Origin of the sequence: Streptomyces sp. WG5 (assembly GCF_049974565.1) — a bacterium.
Lineage (GTDB): Bacteria > Actinomycetota > Actinomycetes > Streptomycetales > Streptomycetaceae > Streptomyces.
On sequence record NZ_JBNGGC010000002.1, the window covers coordinates 65,714 to 81,316 of the forward strand.

Annotated in this window: 14 protein-coding genes and 3 pseudogenes; 8 read left to right on the plus strand and 9 right to left on the minus strand. The window is 69.8% G+C overall.

Annotated elements, in window-relative coordinates:
• Positions 1-7 precede the first annotated feature (7 nt).
• The 3 genes and pseudogenes from ACP4IX_RS02210 (at position 8) to ACP4IX_RS02220 (ending at position 3,187) form a co-directional block, all read left to right on the plus strand.
• Positions 8-1,354 carry an MFS transporter gene (locus ACP4IX_RS02210; RefSeq protein WP_426554587.1) on the plus strand — a complete coding sequence of 449 codons (1,347 nt, stop codon included), beginning with the start codon at positions 8-10 and terminating at the stop codon, positions 1,352-1,354.
• Between the two features lie 25 nt (positions 1,355-1,379).
• The gene (locus ACP4IX_RS02215; RefSeq protein WP_426554588.1) at positions 1,380-2,138 is read left to right on the plus strand and encodes an SDR family NAD(P)-dependent oxidoreductase; all 759 of its coding nucleotides are present in this window, start codon (positions 1,380-1,382) and stop codon (positions 2,136-2,138) included.
• Between the two features lie 247 nt (positions 2,139-2,385).
• Positions 2,386-3,187: pseudogene (locus ACP4IX_RS02220) on the plus strand (IS5 family transposase).
• Positions 3,188-3,194: 7 nt separating this feature from the next.
• Here the strand turns inward: ACP4IX_RS02220 and ACP4IX_RS02225 are convergent.
• Positions 3,195-3,371, minus strand: coding sequence for a hypothetical protein (locus ACP4IX_RS02225; RefSeq protein WP_426554766.1), 177 nt, complete (start codon positions 3,369-3,371; stop codon positions 3,195-3,197).
• Positions 3,372-3,384: 13 nt separating this feature from the next.
• Here ACP4IX_RS02225 and ACP4IX_RS02230 point away from each other — a divergent pair.
• Positions 3,385-3,497 (plus strand): annotated as a pseudogene (locus tag ACP4IX_RS02230) (IS30 family transposase); the annotation flags it as partial.
• Positions 3,498-3,581: 84 nt separating this feature from the next.
• Here ACP4IX_RS02230 and ACP4IX_RS02235 read toward each other — a convergent pair.
• From ACP4IX_RS02235 to ACP4IX_RS02265, 7 genes are all read right to left on the minus strand, one after another.
• On the minus strand, positions 3,582-4,238 hold the full coding sequence (locus tag ACP4IX_RS02235) for a class I SAM-dependent methyltransferase (protein ID WP_426554589.1): 657 nt from the start codon (positions 4,236-4,238) through the stop codon (positions 3,582-3,584).
• A 232-nt stretch (positions 4,239-4,470) separates the two neighbouring features.
• Complete coding sequence (locus tag ACP4IX_RS02240) at positions 4,471-5,226, minus strand: class I SAM-dependent methyltransferase (protein WP_426554752.1); 756 nt, start codon at positions 5,224-5,226, stop codon at positions 4,471-4,473.
• 252 nt (positions 5,227-5,478) lie between these two features.
• Positions 5,479-6,057: a suppressor of fused domain protein gene (locus ACP4IX_RS02245; protein WP_426554590.1), complete on the minus strand. Its 579-nt coding sequence runs from the start codon at positions 6,055-6,057 to the stop codon at positions 5,479-5,481.
• 158 nt (positions 6,058-6,215) lie between these two features.
• Complete coding sequence (locus tag ACP4IX_RS02250) at positions 6,216-8,288, minus strand: HelD family protein (RefSeq protein WP_426554754.1); 2,073 nt, start codon at positions 8,286-8,288, stop codon at positions 6,216-6,218.
• A 480-nt stretch (positions 8,289-8,768) separates the two neighbouring features.
• Positions 8,769-9,563 carry an SDR family NAD(P)-dependent oxidoreductase gene (locus ACP4IX_RS02255; RefSeq protein ID WP_426554591.1) on the minus strand — a complete coding sequence of 265 codons (795 nt, stop codon included), beginning with the start codon at positions 9,561-9,563 and terminating at the stop codon, positions 8,769-8,771.
• A 176-nt stretch (positions 9,564-9,739) separates the two neighbouring features.
• Complete coding sequence (locus ACP4IX_RS02260; RefSeq protein WP_426554592.1) at positions 9,740-10,564, minus strand: aldo/keto reductase; 825 nt, start codon at positions 10,562-10,564, stop codon at positions 9,740-9,742.
• Between the two features lie 278 nt (positions 10,565-10,842).
• Complete coding sequence (locus ACP4IX_RS02265; protein WP_426554593.1) at positions 10,843-12,129, minus strand: MFS transporter; 1,287 nt, start codon at positions 12,127-12,129, stop codon at positions 10,843-10,845.
• Positions 12,130-12,353: 224 nt separating this feature from the next.
• On the opposite strand from ACP4IX_RS02265, the gene ACP4IX_RS02270 reads away from it, so the two are divergent.
• Positions 12,354-12,821 carry a MarR family winged helix-turn-helix transcriptional regulator gene (locus ACP4IX_RS02270; RefSeq protein ID WP_426554595.1) on the plus strand — a complete coding sequence of 156 codons (468 nt, stop codon included), beginning with the start codon at positions 12,354-12,356 and terminating at the stop codon, positions 12,819-12,821.
• 330 nt (positions 12,822-13,151) lie between these two features.
• Here ACP4IX_RS02270 and ACP4IX_RS02275 read toward each other — a convergent pair whose 3' ends face one another.
• Positions 13,152-13,778, minus strand: coding sequence for a TetR/AcrR family transcriptional regulator (locus ACP4IX_RS02275; RefSeq protein ID WP_426554596.1), 627 nt, complete (start codon positions 13,776-13,778; stop codon positions 13,152-13,154).
• A 99-nt stretch (positions 13,779-13,877) separates the two neighbouring features.
• Between ACP4IX_RS02275 and ACP4IX_RS02280 the strand changes: the two genes are divergently transcribed.
• The 3 genes and pseudogenes from ACP4IX_RS02280 to ACP4IX_RS02290 all read left to right on the plus strand — a co-directional run bounded on the left by ACP4IX_RS02280 (position 13,878) and on the right by ACP4IX_RS02290 (position 15,388).
• Positions 13,878-14,531 (plus strand): CatB-related O-acetyltransferase, encoded by a 654-nt coding sequence (locus tag ACP4IX_RS02280; protein ID WP_426554598.1) that lies wholly within the window; start codon positions 13,878-13,880, stop codon positions 14,529-14,531.
• An 85-nt stretch (positions 14,532-14,616) separates the two neighbouring features.
• A pseudogene (locus tag ACP4IX_RS02285) lies at positions 14,617-15,003 on the plus strand (glycosyl transferase); the annotation flags it as partial.
• 79 nt (positions 15,004-15,082) lie between these two features.
• Positions 15,083-15,388, plus strand: coding sequence for a phosphotransferase (locus ACP4IX_RS02290; RefSeq protein ID WP_426554600.1), 306 nt, complete (start codon positions 15,083-15,085; stop codon positions 15,386-15,388).
• Positions 15,389-15,603 lie beyond the last annotated feature (215 nt).

A 15,603-nucleotide genomic window follows, 5' to 3' on the forward strand; every position in this document is an offset into this window, starting at 1 on the left:
GGGATGCATGACCGCCACAGACGCCGCCCGCGTCGCCACCACGCGGCACCGACGCGTCTTCGTCCTCCTCGGCAGCGTCCAGACCACGCTGATCTTCACGCTCGCTGCGCTCGCCGTACCGCTGCCCCGCATCGGGCGGGAATTCGGCCTGGAGCGCGCCGACCTGATCCTGCTCAGCGCCGCCTACGGACTGACCTTCGGCGGACTGGTGCTCTTCGGTGGACGTCTCGCCGACCGGTACGGCGGGCGGCGCGCCCTCACCACGGGCCTCGTCCTGTTCGCCACCGCCTCGGCCGCCGCCCCGCTCGCCCCGGGCATCGGGACACTCCTCGCGGCACGCTTCGCGCAGGGCGCGGGCGCCGCCCTCGTCGCGCCCGCCGCCATGGCCGTACTGCGCGCCGTCCTCCCCTCCCCCACCGCCTACGGCAGGGCGATGGCCACCTGGGGCGGACTCTCGGTACTCGGCGCGACCGCGGGCAACCTGCTCTCCGGTGTCATCTCGGCGCTGCTCTCCTGGCGTTGGGCCTTCGCCGTACCGCTCGTGGTGGCGGTCGCGGCCCTCGTCCTCACGCCCCGGATGCTGCCGGAGACCGCGCCGAACCGGCACAGGGGACTCGACCTGCCGGGCGCCCTGCTCGCCACCGCCGGGACCGTCCTCGCCAGTTACGGGCTCGTCGTCACCGACGCCCGTCCCTGGTCGTCGGCCGGCGTGCTCGTGCCGCTGCTCGGCGGGGCCGCGCTGCTTGCCGCGTTCTGGTACGCCGAACGCCTCGCCCACGATCCGCTGCTGCCACCCCGCTTCCTGCTCGACCGGCGGCGGGCCCTCGCCCTCACGGCCATCGCACTGAGCGCCTGCGGGACCGCGATGACCTTCGTGGTCCTCTCACTCCACCTCCAGCAGGCGCGCGACTGGTCACAGGTGCAGACCTCGGCCGCCTTCGTGCCGTTCGCCGTCGCGCTGATCGCCTCGGGCCGGGCGGCAGCTCCGCTCATCGGCCGGTACGGGGCCCGAGCCGTCACGACCGCCGGGCTGGGCACGGGCGCGGCCGGGCTCGTCCTCCTCGCGTTCACCGGACTCGACGCCCACACCTGGTACGCGTACGGGCTGCTGCCGGGCCTCGTGCTGCTGCCCGCCGGCACCGCGGCCTCCTTCGCCGGAGCCACCGTGCTCGCCACCGAAGGAGTACCGCAGCAGCAGACCGGGCTCGCGGGTGGCGTGCTGAACACCGCGATGGAAGTCGGCCCGACCGTCCTCTTCGCCGTCCTGCTCACGCTCGGCGGCGACGCCTCGTCCCTGGCCGCGGCGGGAGCCGCCCTCGCCGTCGTGGCCCTCCTGAACCACCGCACCAAGTAGTCCCTCACCCGAAGGAGTCACCGAAATGAACCGCTTCACCGGCAAGACCGTCCTCGTCACCGGGGCCGGCTCCGGCCTCGGCCGCGCGATCGCGCTCGCCTTCGCCGCCGAGGGCGCGTCCGTGGTCGCCGCGGGACGCACCGCGGCCTCTCTGGACGAGACGGTCGGCCTCATCGAGGCAGCCGGTGGCACCGCCGTCGCCGTCACCGCCGATGTCACCGACTCCGGCCGGCTCCAGAACCTCGTACGCGAGAGCGTCACCCGCTTCGGCGGACTGGACATCGCGGTCAACAACGCCGGGATACTCCGCGGGGCCGTACCCGTCGGCGAGGTGAGCGAGGAGGACTGGGACGCGGTGCTGCGGACCAATGTCACCGGAGTCTGGCTGGCCATGAAGCACGAGATCGCGCACATGAAGGAGAACGGCGGCGGCACCATCGTCAACATCTCCTCCAACCTGGGCGCACACCTGCGGATCCCGAACGCCGCCGCGTACATCACCTCGAAGGCGGCGGTCTCCGCGCTGACCCGTGCCGCCGCTCTCGACCACATCCACCAGGGCATTCGCATCAACGCGGTCAGCCCGGGCGCTGCCGCCGGACCCATGTCGCTGCGGCCCGGCGAGACCGAGGCCGACCGTGCCGAGCGGGTGAAGACGGAAAACCCGCTCGGCCGGGTCGCGGAGGCCGAAGAGGTGGCGGCCGCGGTGCTCTACCTCGCCTCGCCCGCGGCCGGCGCGGTGGTGGGCACCGACCTGGTCATCGACAGCGGATCCTCGGCCTGACGGCTCGTAGGCCTCGGCGGCACCCTTCCCCGGCGCCCCGCGGCATCGGGTACGCCCCCGCGGCAGCGGGCGTACCCGATGCGGGGTCCGTGCTCGGCGGGTCCGCGGCGCGTCGCCCCAGCGGGGCGAGGGCCGCCGGGAACGCCCCGCGATACCGGGTGCGCCCGCCTCGTCCGGCCTCGGGGAACATCGGTACAGCGGTTGAGAGGTCGTCTCAACTGGTTTGATCACTAGGCCGTCTGATGTGATGACGTGGGTGGAGCGTCTGGTTCCGGACGGGTTGTGGGAGTTGTTTCAGCGAGTGGTCCCGGCCGCTCCGGTGCGTCCGCAGGGTGGCGGCTGACGGCGGCACGGGGATCGCGAGGTGCTGGCGGCGATCACGTTCGTGGCCACGACGGGCTGTACCTGGCGGCAGCTACCACCGGTCGTCGGTCCGTCTGGACCGACCGCGCACCGTCGGTTCACCGAGTGGAGCAGAGCCAAGGTTTGGGGCAAGCTCCACCGCGTGATCTTGGATGAACTCGGCGCCCGCGGGGATCTGGACTGGTCGCGGTGCGCGGTCGACTCGGTGACCATGCGGGCCCTCAAAGGGGGGCCCTGACAGGTCCGAATCCCGTAGACCGTGGTAAGAAGGGCACAAAGATCCACCTGCTCACCGAGCGGTCCGGTCTACCCCTCTCGATCGGGATCTCCGGCGCGAATACCCACGACAGCCAGGGCCTCGAACCCCTCGTCCGCGGTATGCCACCCATTCGCTCCCGCCGCGGACCGCGTCAACGACGGCCCGCCAAACTCCATGGCGACAAAGGGTACGACTACGACCACCTGCGAAGGTGGCTGCGCTCCCGCAACATCACCCCCGCATCGCCCGGAAGGGCGCCGAGTCCTCTCAGCGCCTGGGCCGCCACCGTTGGACCGTGGAGCGAACGGTGGCCTGGCTCGCTGGATGCCGCCGTCTGCACCGCCGCTACGAGCGCAAGGCCGAACACTTCCTCGCGTTCGCCGGCATCGCCGCCACCCTCATCTGCTATCGGCGCCTGGACGGGTGAGCCCGGTTCATGTGACTCCGAGGAAGCCCGGGTCGGCGCCATCGAACTGAAGGCACGAGTCGCGGCTCACGCCAAGGAGTTCCGCCATGGGCACCGCGCGACGGCTGGTCGCCGAAAGATTCTGCTGGGCCTCGGCCGACCACAGCGGCGGGAAGAACGACAGACCCTGCCGGCCGTCCAGCACGGAGACCTCACTGCGCGGAACCGACCTGTCCCGACACACCCGCGAGCACCTGGACGCATCGCTGCCGAACTCGACAGCCGCCCACGCAAAACGCTCGGCTGGAGAACCCCAGCCGAGCGCCTGTAAAATCTGACGGATCCAAGAACTCTGACAGCACAAGGGGCCTTCCGCAGTGCCTTTGGCCCCAGACCAAGCCGTGAAGCCGACCTCCTAATGCCGGTGCCAGACCAGCGTGTAACGCCAGAACAGTCGTCGGTGCAGCCGTGCACCGGGTAGCGCCTGGCGGGCGTCGCGAACGACGTCCGCGAAGGTCATAGTCGCCGGTCGGGTCGAGGCGGTCATGGAGGCTGGTCGCGGCGCCTTGCGACCCTTGTTCTTGATCCAGGCCATGGCGACGTTCGCCGGAATGGCCACGGCGTCAATCAGATAATCGCTCCGAGACCGCGGGCGATAGACGCCGACGACGACCAGAGTTCCGCCGGACGCCAAGTGCTGGCGGAAGCAGGAGAGGGCTTCGCTGAACGGCATGTGGTGGATGGTGGCGACACATGTGATGACGTCGTAGGGGCCAGGCGGCCCCTCCTTCATTGCGTCTCCGACAGTGAAGGTCACCGGGGCGGCGGGGTCTGTGAGCCCCCGCGCGCGATCGACGATCGTGGGATCGACGTCGATACCGTGCACTGCTCCGGCCCGTGAGGCCAGGAGTCTGGCGAGGTCACCGCTGCCTGATCCAACGTCCAGAGCCGTATTGAGGTGTCTGGGGAGTTGGCGCAGTATCCACCGGTGGTAGTGGGCGTTGTGGTCCCAGGGGTGGGTGGCATGGAATTGCTCGAGTGCTCGCATGATGCGGGGCAGCAGTGTCGTCATGGCGCGAGTCCATCAGCCCCTCGGCCGCCTGCGAAACCACAGCCGGGGAGCCTGGCCTGGAACGACCGTCAGGCGCTCGGCCGGGATACCTGGCCGAGCGGCTGTCGAGACTGCTCGCCATCACAAAACGGCGCTCACGTGTTGCGACGATCCTTGGAATCCGCCCCGATGAGAGGGCGCAAGCGTCCTGCGAGCAACCGCGCGGTCCGGCCAGGGACCGAGAGTCCGGTGTTTAGACCTTGCTCGCGACCACCATGTAGTTCTCGGCCTCAAGATCGAACGTGCTCAGTTCCGTCCGGAGTCCGACCCGGTGCAGATCGACTTCGAGTTCCTCGTACCGGTAGGGCCAGCAGGACAGCAGTTCCGAGCGGACAAGAACCAACCCGGTCGCATCAACTTGCGCGATCGCGATCTCGATGTGGTGCTCCTCCTCCCAATGCGGCGCAATCTCCCAGCGGTAGACCACGACGGCGTCGCGACCGTTCCGGCGGACGAGTCGGTCACTGATCTCCAGCCGGGAACCTCTGGCCCTCACGAGTTCCCAAGTGCGGGATGTGAGCACCAAGCGCCCGCCGGGGCGCAGAAGCCGTGACATCGACTCCAGAGCAGCCCCTCTGCCTGTCGCGCCCGTGGCATGGTGAAGCGAATTGCCGACGCAGAACACCATGTCGAACGTGTTGTCCTGGAAATGGCCGGGCAACTCTTCCCAGTTCGCCCGTACGGCCCGGACGGATGCCCCGAACTCCTCAGACAACTCCGCAGTCCGGCGCACCATCGCCTCGCTGGCGTCAGTTGCGACAACCTGCATGCCACGACCGGCGAGGCCAACCGCCAACTGTCCGGTCCCGCACGAACAGTCGAGGACACGAGCGTTCGACGGCAGGAGATTGAGGACGTCGTCGAACGACGCAGCGAACTCGGCTGGAGGCAACTTCGCATCCGAGATGAGCCATTCGTACACCTCGGCAAGCACGTCATAACCTGTCACAACAACCACTATCTCCGTCACGCGGCGGACTCACGGTAGGACGTCAGTCCATCAGCGGAGCAAGCCGGGCACCAATGGTTTTCGCAAGGATGGCTCTGACGGTGTTCGTGGGTTGTCAGTTGCCCGGCTGAGTGGATGTGTACCGCTACAGCGGCTGGTTCCAGCTGGCCTGCATGGTGCTCCCCCTGGGCCGTCGAGCAGTACGACGCCGCGCTGGTGCCCGTGACCGCCGGGAGAGGTTCGGTCTTCGTCTCACACGACCGACGCCCGGAAAGGATCAGTGGGAATGACCTCCGCCTCATCGAAGAGCTGCTCCAACGCCTCATGACCCTGATGGCTGCGGAACTCGATTTCGGCGGCCGTCACAGGCAAGGTCCACAAGATGCGGGCGTGCCCCCCGGGCAGGGGACAGTGTTCGAGGTCAGGTCCGTGGAGATAGGGCAGGCTGACCAGCAGGTGGTTGCAGTCCGAGCCCGGCACCCATGGTTCACCCATCGGCATGCTGTGCTCCAGGTCGAGCTGATGCCCACCGCAGTGGTAGTACGCGATCATGGCCATGAGCTCGATGAAGTGCTGGTCGCGGACGTGGGCGGTCATGACGAACTCAAGCCCATGACCGTCCTTCTCCACCGCGGCCCAGCACCCGGCGGTCACATAGGCCCAGCTATCGCTGCGTGGACCGGGACCGACAACGAGAACCCACAGTTCAGGCAGGACCTGACGCCGTTCCGGCCCCAGGTCCCGGACGACGACCTCAACGGAATGCCCCTCGAAGAACGCACGGACATGTGCCTCAACGGCCTGCATGGCCAGCAGCCTCGCATCACTCATCGCGCGATCATGCCAGACCCCATCAACCGGCCCGACTTCTCACCCAGCGTCATCGTCCGTGCACCTCGGCCGCGAATACGCGACACCTCACCATGCGGGCCTACCAGTCCCCAGGCCGTCGTCGCCGCGCCTGCCCCGCCACCGCGGGCTCCGAGTCGTCAGGCGGGCTGGGCGGTGATGGTGCAGAGGCGCTTGGTGGCCCGGGTCAGGGCGACGTACAAGTCCCTCTCCCCACCGGGGCGGGCCGTGATGATCTCCTCGGGGTTGACGACGACGACCCCGTCGAATTCCAGGCCGCGTGCTTCGGACGCCGGCACGACGCGTGCGTGGTGGGCGATGCCCTGGGCCGTCAGCTCGCTGGCCCTGCTGTCCGCGCAGATCACTCCCACGAGCTCGCCCGGGTGCGCGGTGCTCTGGGCGTGGAGTTCCCGGACGACGGCGGTGACCAGCCCGTCGGCAGGTGTGGTCACGGTGCGGGGGTTCTCACCGCTTCGCAGTGACCGGGTGGGGTCCTGGTCGGGAGCGATCCGCGTGAGCAGGTCCCGGACGCTCTCCAGGATCTCCCGCGTGGTGCGGTAGCTGACGGTCAGGTGGTGCAGGGCGAACCGCGGTCCCACGTGGGGGCTCAGTGCCTCCTTCCAGTCGCGTGCTGTCGTGGCCGGCCCTGCCTGGGCGAAGTCGCCCACCAGCGTCATCGCCCTCGCCGGACAGCGGCGGACGATCATCCGCCACTGCATGGCGGTCAGTTCCTGCGCCTCGTCGACGACGACGTGCCCGTACGTCCGCTCGGGAGGGCCGGCGACCAGGCTCGCCGCCTCGTCCAGCAACGGCACGTCGGCATCGGTCCACGGGTCGTCCCGGCCACGCAGCAGAAGGGACCGCTCCCGCGCGGTCAGACGGGGCAGGCGCTCGGCGAGAGCGGCGGCGTCCGTCAGGAGGGCCTTCACGAGGTCACCGGGTGCCAGCCGCGGCCACAACGCGTCGACCGCTCGGTCGACACCGGCGTCGTCGAGGAGATCGGCCCGGATCGCGTCCATGTCCAGCTCGTGGACCGGGCCCGAGTCGGCCGCACCCTCGGCACGGTGCCGGGCGGCTCCCGTGAACCGGTCGAGGTCGATGCCCGTCATCCTTTCGGCATCGGCGTCGATCTGCTTCAGGAGGTCGCCCATGTCTCGTCGCATCGCGTCGGTGACGGCGTCGACCAGGAGTTCTTTGAACACCTGGCGCGCGGGATTGTGCCCGGGTGCGGCCGCCACGGCGGCGTCGCGTGCCGTGGCGACTTCCGCGCCGGAGAGGTGAACGAGGTCCTGTCCGACCCGCACGGTGAAGTCACCGGCGGGGGCCTGGTGGACGCGCAGCAGGCCGGCCAAGGCGTCGGCCAGGTCCAAGCGGCCCTTGAGACGCGCCGTGTCGAACGGGTCCACCGTGTCCGTCGGCACTCCGGCCAGTTCCCGGCAGGTCGCCAGTACGACGTCGTTCTCCCCGAGCGAGGGAAGGACCTGGGAGATGTAGTCGAGGAACCGGGCGTTCGGTCCCACCACCAGGACGCCCTCCTCCGCGGCGCGCGGGAACGCGTACAGGACGTAGGCCGCCCGGTGCAGGGCGACCACCGTCTTGCCGGTGCCGGGCCCGCCCTGCACCACCGTCACCCCGCGATGGGCGGAGCGGACGATCGCGTCCTGTTCGGCCTGCAGCGTCGCGACGGCCGCGCGCATCCTGCCCGTACGCCGTGCCGACAGGGTCTCGGCCAACGGGCCGTCCCCCACGACGTCCTCGTCGGTCGGGGCGGTCCCGTCCAGCAGTTCGTCGCTCACCGAGATGACCGTGCGCTCCTCGAGGCGCAGGTGCCGGCGCCGCCGCAGGTCCATCGGGTGGACCGGTGTCGCCTCGTAGAAGGGCCGCGCCGCGTTCGCGCGCCAGTCCACGAGCAGAGGCAGGTCGTCCTCCTCCGTCTGCAGTCCGATCCGCCCGATGCGCAGGGCGGTGCCGTCCGCCCAGTCGATGCGCCCGAAGACCAGCCCCTTTTCGGCGCCCTCCAGCCGGCTGATTTCCTTGGCCAGACGCTCGGCGGCGATTTCCCTCTCGTATGCCTCACCGGCGCTTTCCGCCGCGGCCTTCAGCACACTCGCTCGGTGTACTCGTGCCTCGGAGAGCCGCTCGGTGAGCAACTCGTATAATGAGGACACATAACGCCGCTCCGATTCAACCGCACGCACAGCGGGGTCATTCATCTTCGACAACAGGGGGCTCCTTCGATTCGAGCCACACCATACGGTCGGAGCCCCCTGAAGGTAAGTCTTGACTTACCTGGCAAGCCATGGCCCTGCGAATGAATCCATGACGGCCGAGCGTTGATCCATGGCGGCCGGCCGTTGAATCCATGGCGGCTGCCTGTTGGAATCCATGGCGGCTGACCGTATGGGTGTCATGCATTCCACCGTCCACCGGTCATCCGTTCCACGTAGTGCACATGGTGTTCCCGATGCCCTCCCGGCGCAGCCTCCGCGCCTTTGCTGCCGCTTGCTTCCGTTTGCTGCGGCAAAAGGAAACGAATTGACCACAGGCGCGGCGGTGTCCGATGAACCAGGGCTTTCCCTTACTTCCGCTACCTCCGCGCCGGACGTCCCTCGCCCGCGCCAAGGCGTCTCGGCGCGGGCGAGGGGGGCGCCCCGGCCACAGGCGGAACCGGGAACCGGCGGCTGCCGGGCTGCTCAGGGCAGGATCGAGTCGACGTAGCCACCATCGACGCGCAGGGCGCCGCCGGTGGTCGCGGACGCGTAGGGCGAGGCGAGATAGACGACCATGTGGGCGATCTCCTCGGGCTCGATGAGGCGCTGGATCAGGGACTGCGGGCGGTGCTTGATCATGAACTCGCGCTGGGCCTCGTCCCAGGACGGCTCGTCGCCGACCAGTTCACGGACGAAGTCCTCGACGCCGCCGGTGTGCGTCGGGCCGGCGATGACGGAGTTGACGGTCACGCCCGTGCCGGCCGCCTCCTTGGCGAAGCCGCGGCTGACGGCGAGCAGCGAGGTCTTGGTCATGCCGTAGTGGATCATCTCGGCGGGGATGACCACGGCCGAGTCGCTGGCGAGGTTGAGGATGCGGCCCCAGCCCTGTTCCGTCATGCCGGGCAGATAGGCGCGGATGAGCCGGACGGCGGAGAGGACGTTCACCTCGAAGTAGCGGCGCCACTCGGCGTCGTCGATCTCCAGCGGGGCGGCGGAGCCGAAGATGCCCAGGTTGTTGACCAGGATGTCGACCGCCGGGACGGCCTCCCGTACGGCCGCGGCGCCCTCCTCGGTCGCCAGGTCGCCCACCGCGGCGACGAGGTCGTCGCTGCCGGAGTCGGCACGCACCCGGTCCATCGCGTCCGTGACGCGCTGCGCGCCCCGGCCGTTGACGGCGACCCGGGCACCGGCGCGGGCGAGGCCGACGGCGATGGCGTGTCCGATGCCCTGGGTGGATCCGGTGACCAGGGCGGTGCGGCCGGATAGGTCGATCTGCACGATGCTCCTCCTTGTCGGGGGTGTGGGGCTGGACGTACACCGGCACCGACTCAGGCCGATGCCGCGATACGTACGTCGATGCCCCGAGTACGGCAGGCACCCCGAGTGCCCGCACCCGCTCCCCCGCCCCCGTGACACGAGGGACGGGCGCTCGGGACGGGCGCTCGGGGCGGTGGTCAGTTGAGGGTGTCGGGGTCCGGGCCGGTGCGCAGCCCGCGGTCCAGGCCCGCGATGGCGGACATGTCTGCGTCGCTCAGCTCGAAGCCGAAGACGTCGACGTTCTGCCGGATGCGCTCGGGGGTGACGGACTTGGGGATGACGATGTTGCCGCTCTGCAGGTGCCAGCGCAGCACCACCTGCGCCGGGGACACGCCGTGCGAACCGGAGATCCTCACGATCGGCTCGTCCTTGAGGACCGCGCCCTGGGCCAGCGGGCTCCACGCCTCGGTGGCGATGCCGTGCTCGGCGTGGAAGGCGCGCAGCTCGCTCTGCTGGAGGGCGGGGTGCAGCTCGATCTGGTTGACGGCCGGGGTGACACCGGTGTTGGCCCGGAGCCGCTGCAGGTCCGGGACACGGAAGTTCGAGACGCCGATGGCACGGGTGCGCCCGCTCGCCAGGATTTCCTCCAGCACCCTGTAGGTCTCCACGTACAGATCACGGGCCGGGGTGGGCCAGTGGATCAGGTAGAGGTCGACGTAGTCGAGGCCGAGCTTGTCCAGGGAGGCGTCGAACGCGGCCAGGGCCTTGTCCTCGCCCTGGTCGTCGTTCCACAACTTGGTCGTGATGAAGAGGTCCTCGCGGGAGAGGCCGGAGGCGGTGAGGGCCTTGCCGACGCCTCGCTCGTTGCCGTAGACCGCGGCGGTGTCGATGCTGCGGTAACCGGCCTCGAGTGCGCCGGCGACGGCGGCGGTGGTCTCCTCGTCGGGGACCTGGAACACGCCGAAGCCGAGCTGCGGCATGACCACGCCGTTGTTGAGCGTCACGTTCGGGATGGCAGTCATGAGGGGGGCCTTTCCGTGGTGCTGTCGGTGCTTTTCCCTGCTGACCAGTGCTGACCGGTGTTGACCGGTGTTGACCGGTGTGACCAGTAGGCCAGTAGGGGTCGGTGCTGTTCAGTAGGTGTCGGTGCTGGTCAGCGGGCCTGGAGCGCGGTCCGGGCCAAGCCGTGGCCGGCGGCGGCTGTGGTCGGCGGAGTCACGGTGGTGTTGATGGCGGTGTTCATGGTGGTGTCATGAGGCACTTCCTACGGTGGGGGATGGAGGGCCGCGTGTCGCGGCCGTCAGGAGCGGACAGCGCTCGCCGCGTCCGGGACGGTGCCGGAGCCGGCGACCGGGGCGGAGGCGAGGTCCGCGGGCGCAGGTGCCTGCGTTCCGAGGCCGTGCCCGTGGCGCTCGCGGTCGGTGGGTGCTGCCGCGCCGCGGCCCGGGCGCGGTTCCAGCCGGTGCGAGACGACGGCCAGTACCAGCGCGGCGGCGGCCAGGACGGCGCCGACGGCATTGGGCGCGGTGTAGCCGAGCCCTGCGGAGATCACCAGGCCGCCGAGCCAGGCGGCGAGGGCGTTGCCGAGGTTGAAGGCGCCGATGTTGGCCGCCGAGGCCAGCGTGGGAGCGCCGTGAGCGTGGTCCAGGACCCGCTTCTGCAGCGGCGGAACGGTGGCGAATCCCAGCGCGCCGACGAGGAAGACGGCCGCGACGGCCGCGACCTTGACGGAGGCCAGGAAGGTGAACAGCAGCAGGGACAGTGCCAGGCCGCCCAGGGCCGTGTAGAGCATCGGCATGAGCTTGCGGTCGGCGAACCGGCCGCCGAGGAGATTGCCCACCACCATGCCGAGCCCGAAGACCACCATCAGCCAGGTGACGGAGGACTCGGCGAAGCCACCGACGCCGGTCATCATCGGCGCGATGTAGGTGATCGCGGCGAACACGCCGCCGAAGCCGAGCACCGTCATGGCCATCGCCAGCACGACCTGGACGTTCTTGAAGGCGGCGACCTCGTGCCGCAGCCGCACGCCCTCCGGCTTGGGCATGTCGGGGACGAGTTTGGCGACGCCTGCCAGGCCGAGCACGCCGAGCGCGGCGACGATCACGAAGGTCACCCGCCAGCCGGCGCTCTGGCCCACGAACGTGCCCAGGGGCACGCCGACGACGTTCGCCACGGTCAGGCCGGTGAACATCATCGAGATGGCGCCCGCCTTCTTCTCGGGCGCCACCAGCTCGGCGGCGACGACGGAGCCGATGCCGAAGAACGCGCCGTGGGCCAGCGAGGCCACCACCCGGCCGATCAGCATGACGGCGAAGCCGGGAGCCACGGCGGAGATGAGGTTGCCGAGGACGAACAGGCCCATGAGCAGCATGAGCATGTTCTTCCGGGAGATCCTGGTGCCCAGGACGGTCATGATCGGCGCGCCGATCATGACGCCGAGGGCGTAGCCGGTGACCAGGAAACCGGCCGTCGGAACCGATACCCCGAGATCCGCGCCGACCTGGGGCAGCAGCCCCATGATCACGAATTCCGTGGTGCCGATTCCGAAGGCGCCCATGGCCAGGGCCAGTAGTGCGAGCGGCATGAAGGGTCCTCAGACGGTGCAAGGGGGAAGGGAGGGAGATGAGAGGGGAGGGGACGGGGCGGTGACCCCGGACCGAAAGGTGCGCATGCTCCTTACGTGCGTCCACAATAATTGCATACGCGGGATAACTGCAAGCGCGGGTATAGTGAGCTGAGGTGGTATGCCGGGCAGTCCCCTGTCTGCGTGGCACCACCGCTCGCAAGACCCGTACCGAGGAGCCGCTCATGACCGCCACCGACCCGGCGATGACCGCACTGGCTCACAGCTGGTCGGCCCTCTCGCTGCTGCACGGCCGCATCGAAAGCTCCGTCGAACGGGCGCTCCAGGCGGGGCACAAGCTGAGTGCGCGCGAGTACTCGCTGCTGGATGTGCTCAGCCGGCAGCACGACGGTGAGGGCGGCCACCTGCAGATGCGCCAGGTCGCCGACTCCGTCGTGCTCAGCCAGAGCGCCACCACACGGCTGGTGACCCGGATGGAACAGCGCGGACTGCTCTCGCGCTACCTGTGCCCCACCGACCGTCGCGGCATCTACACGGACGTGACCGAGGCGGGTGCGCGCCTCCTGGACGAGGCCCGTCCCACCCACAACACCGCCCTGAGCAAGGCCCTGGACGAGGCGGCCGAGGACCCCTCGCTCGCTCCCCTGGTCAAGGCCGTCCACGAACTGCCGGGCGCCATCCAGCCGGCGTGAACCGGCGCCCGGACGTCAGCGGGCATCCGCCTCGGGGCCTGGACGACATCGCCCAGGAAGTCGTGCCCGACGAAGACGACGGTGACCCCGTCGCCGACCAGGCGTTGCGGTACGCCGAGGAGGACGTGGACGTCGAGCGGTACCCGAAGGCGATCGCGTCGATCACCTCACGATGGTCCCGCCGACGGCCACCCCGCTACGGCGTCCGGTCCGGGTCAACGGCTCGATCCGCGGCTGGACCCCGCACCGGCTCCGCCACGGTGCGCTCCCCCACGACGCCGAGGGCGGCACCTCTCCCCGATGCTGACGGCCCGTTCCCTGTCACCTCGCTCACACGCTCTCTTCCCGACGGACGGAGAAGGCACCCGCGGCAGCCGCCAGGACCGCCGCCTCCGCGGCCCGTTGCGGGAGTCGCGGATCCGGATCGGCACGCAGGAGCACCAGCTGGTGGTAGAGCGGCGCCGTGGCGGCGATCAGCAGGCTCCGCGCGTCCGTGTGCCGGGAGGGGAGTTCACCGCGCTCGGTGGCGCGCTCGACGAGGATCTCGCACTGGGCGTACCGGTCCGTCCACAACTGCGTCTGGGCCCGCGCGGCCTGTTCGGAGTGGAACGAGGCGGCCATCAGGGCGACGGCGAACGACGGCTGTACGACCAGGGATTCCTGGATCTCCTGGTTGAGGGCCGTCAGATCGCCGCGCAGCGAGCCGGTGTCCGGCGGCTGCCAGTCGATCTCGCCGGCGGCGTCGATGACGTCGACGAGCAGGCCGCCGACATCGCGCCAACGCCGGTAGACCGTGGCGCGGTGCACTCCGGCGCGCGTCGCGACACCCTCCATCGTGAGTCCTTCGTGACCGCCTTCAGCGAGTTCGGCGCGCACGGCATCGAGAACCTGGGCGCGGATGCGGGCGGTGCGGCCGCCCGGACGGCGGTCCGACGTCGTGTCCCGTGGGTCTGTCATCGGCAATCAGTATCCGGTTGATCAATGCGGCAGGGCTGTGCCAGCATCTTAACGCGACAGTTGTCGCTCTAGGTTCGCCAGAGAGGAACCGCTTCCGCGATGCCGCCCGTTCCCGCCGACCCCACCGTGCTCCATCCGATGCCCGACCACCCACGCGTGGTTCTGCTCAAGCCGTTGGTGAAGTCGCCGTTGATCGAGGCCGGTGACTTCTCCTACTACGACGATCCGGACGACCCGACCGCGTTCGAGACGCGCAACGTCCTGTACCACTACGGCCCCGAGCGGCTTGTCATCGGCAAGTACTGCGCGTTGGGGACGGGCACCCGGTTCATCATGAACGGCGCCAACCACCGCATGGACGGTCCTTCCACCTTCCCGTTCCCCACCATGGGGGGCTCCTGGTCGGAGCACTTCGACCTGATCACCGACCTGCCCGGCCGGGGCGACACGGTCGTCGGCAACGACGTGTGGTTCGGCCACGGCGCCACGGTCATGCCCGGCGTACGCATCGGCCACGGCGCGATCATCGCCGCCGGCGCCGTGGTCACCGGCGACGTCCCCGACTACGGCATCGTCGGCGGCAACCCCGCCCGGCTCATCCGCACCCGTTACGACGCTGCGGACATCGCCCGGCTCCTCGCCGTGGCGTGGTGGGACTGGCCCGTGCAGCACATCACCACACACGTACGGGCGGTCATGTCGGGGACCGTCGCCGACCTGGAGGAGGCCGCCGCGCAGATCGACCGGCCCTGACACCGCGTCCTCGCCACACCGCCCGCCCCCGTCCCGCGCCACAAACAAGTGATCGCCCACGTCCCGTCCCCGCGCCCATGTCGCGATGGTCGGCGTCCCCGTCGTCAGCCATGTCCTGCCCAGCCTGGCGCTCATCCGTGAGCTGGTGGACCGCGGGCACCGGGTCACCTACGCCAACGACCCGTTCGTGGCCGACCGGATCGAGTCCGCCGGCGCGAAGCTGGTGCCCTGCACCTCCACGTTGCCCGTCGAGACCAACGCCTGGCCCGCCGATCCCATCGCAGCGGCGAGCCTCTTCCTCGACGACGCCGTCCAGGCGCTCCCGCAACTGCGCGCCGCCTACGACGATCCGGCCGACCTGTTACCTCTACGGCATCGGCCTGTGCCGCGCGCTCCCGAAGCCCAGGGCCGTCCCGGCAACCTGCACGACCGCCATCGACATGCGTGGCGCCGTCCGGTTGACGAGGTGGCATGGTGACCAATCCTCATGAGGCGGGAACTGCTCGGCCGTTGGCACTGGCCTGGGCGGGCCGGTATTCGGAGGCCGACGGGTGGATCGTCGGAGCCGAGGTGCTGCACGGCGGCGCCACCGCCGATTTGCGGAGGCTGACCATCGGCACGCGGGGCGACGGCACCCGGCACCTGGCGCTGCGCTCCTTCGTTACGAAGGGCGGTTCTCGCACCGGGACTTCCATCCCGGCAACGTGCTGTTCGACCTGCTTCCCGAGGACCCCGACGGTGCCGCCGGTGCCCGGTTCACCGGTGTCGTCGACTGGGCGGCGGCCTACATTGATCACTCGCCGCGACGACGGCACGGCGCTGCCGTCAAAACTGGCGAACATCTTTCGGCGGAATGATCACCAAATACCACCGGAACTCATGCACAAGCGCTGCCGCCGAACGTGAACGGAGCCGGCCGTGCTGATCGGCCGGCCTCTGCCCTGCCATCGCAACGACTGCAAGGCGTGGGAGGAGTCCCGCACGACTCACAGGCGGGCCTGGACCCGAGGCCCGTCGGACACGCCGGAGCACGTGTGCTGACTGGATTCGTGCGCGGGGCCGACCCGGTCCC

Bases quoted from the DNA above. Each gene is read 5' to 3' on its own strand.
- ACP4IX_RS02210 (WP_426554587.1), top strand. From the start codon at position 8: ATGACCGCCACAGACGCCGCCCGCGTCGCCACCACGCGGCACCGACGC.
- ACP4IX_RS02215 (WP_426554588.1), top strand. From the start codon at position 1,380: ATGAACCGCTTCACCGGCAAGACCGTCCTCGTCACCGGGGCCGGCTCC.
- ACP4IX_RS02235 (WP_426554589.1), bottom strand. From the start codon at position 4,238: ATGACGACACTGCTGCCCCGCATCATGCGAGCACTCGAGCAATTCCAT.
- ACP4IX_RS02245 (WP_426554590.1), bottom strand. From the start codon at position 6,057: ATGAGTGATGCGAGGCTGCTGGCCATGCAGGCCGTTGAGGCACATGTC.
- ACP4IX_RS02250 (WP_426554754.1), bottom strand. From the start codon at position 8,288: ATGAATGACCCCGCTGTGCGTGCGGTTGAATCGGAGCGGCGTTATGTG.
- ACP4IX_RS02260 (WP_426554592.1), bottom strand. From the start codon at position 10,564: ATGACTGCCATCCCGAACGTGACGCTCAACAACGGCGTGGTCATGCCG.
- ACP4IX_RS02265 (WP_426554593.1), bottom strand. From the start codon at position 12,129: ATGCCGCTCGCACTACTGGCCCTGGCCATGGGCGCCTTCGGAATCGGC.
- ACP4IX_RS02270 (WP_426554595.1), top strand. From the start codon at position 12,354: ATGACCGCCACCGACCCGGCGATGACCGCACTGGCTCACAGCTGGTCG.
- ACP4IX_RS02275 (WP_426554596.1), bottom strand. From the start codon at position 13,778: ATGACAGACCCACGGGACACGACGTCGGACCGCCGTCCGGGCGGCCGC.
- ACP4IX_RS02280 (WP_426554598.1), top strand. From the start codon at position 13,878: ATGCCGCCCGTTCCCGCCGACCCCACCGTGCTCCATCCGATGCCCGAC.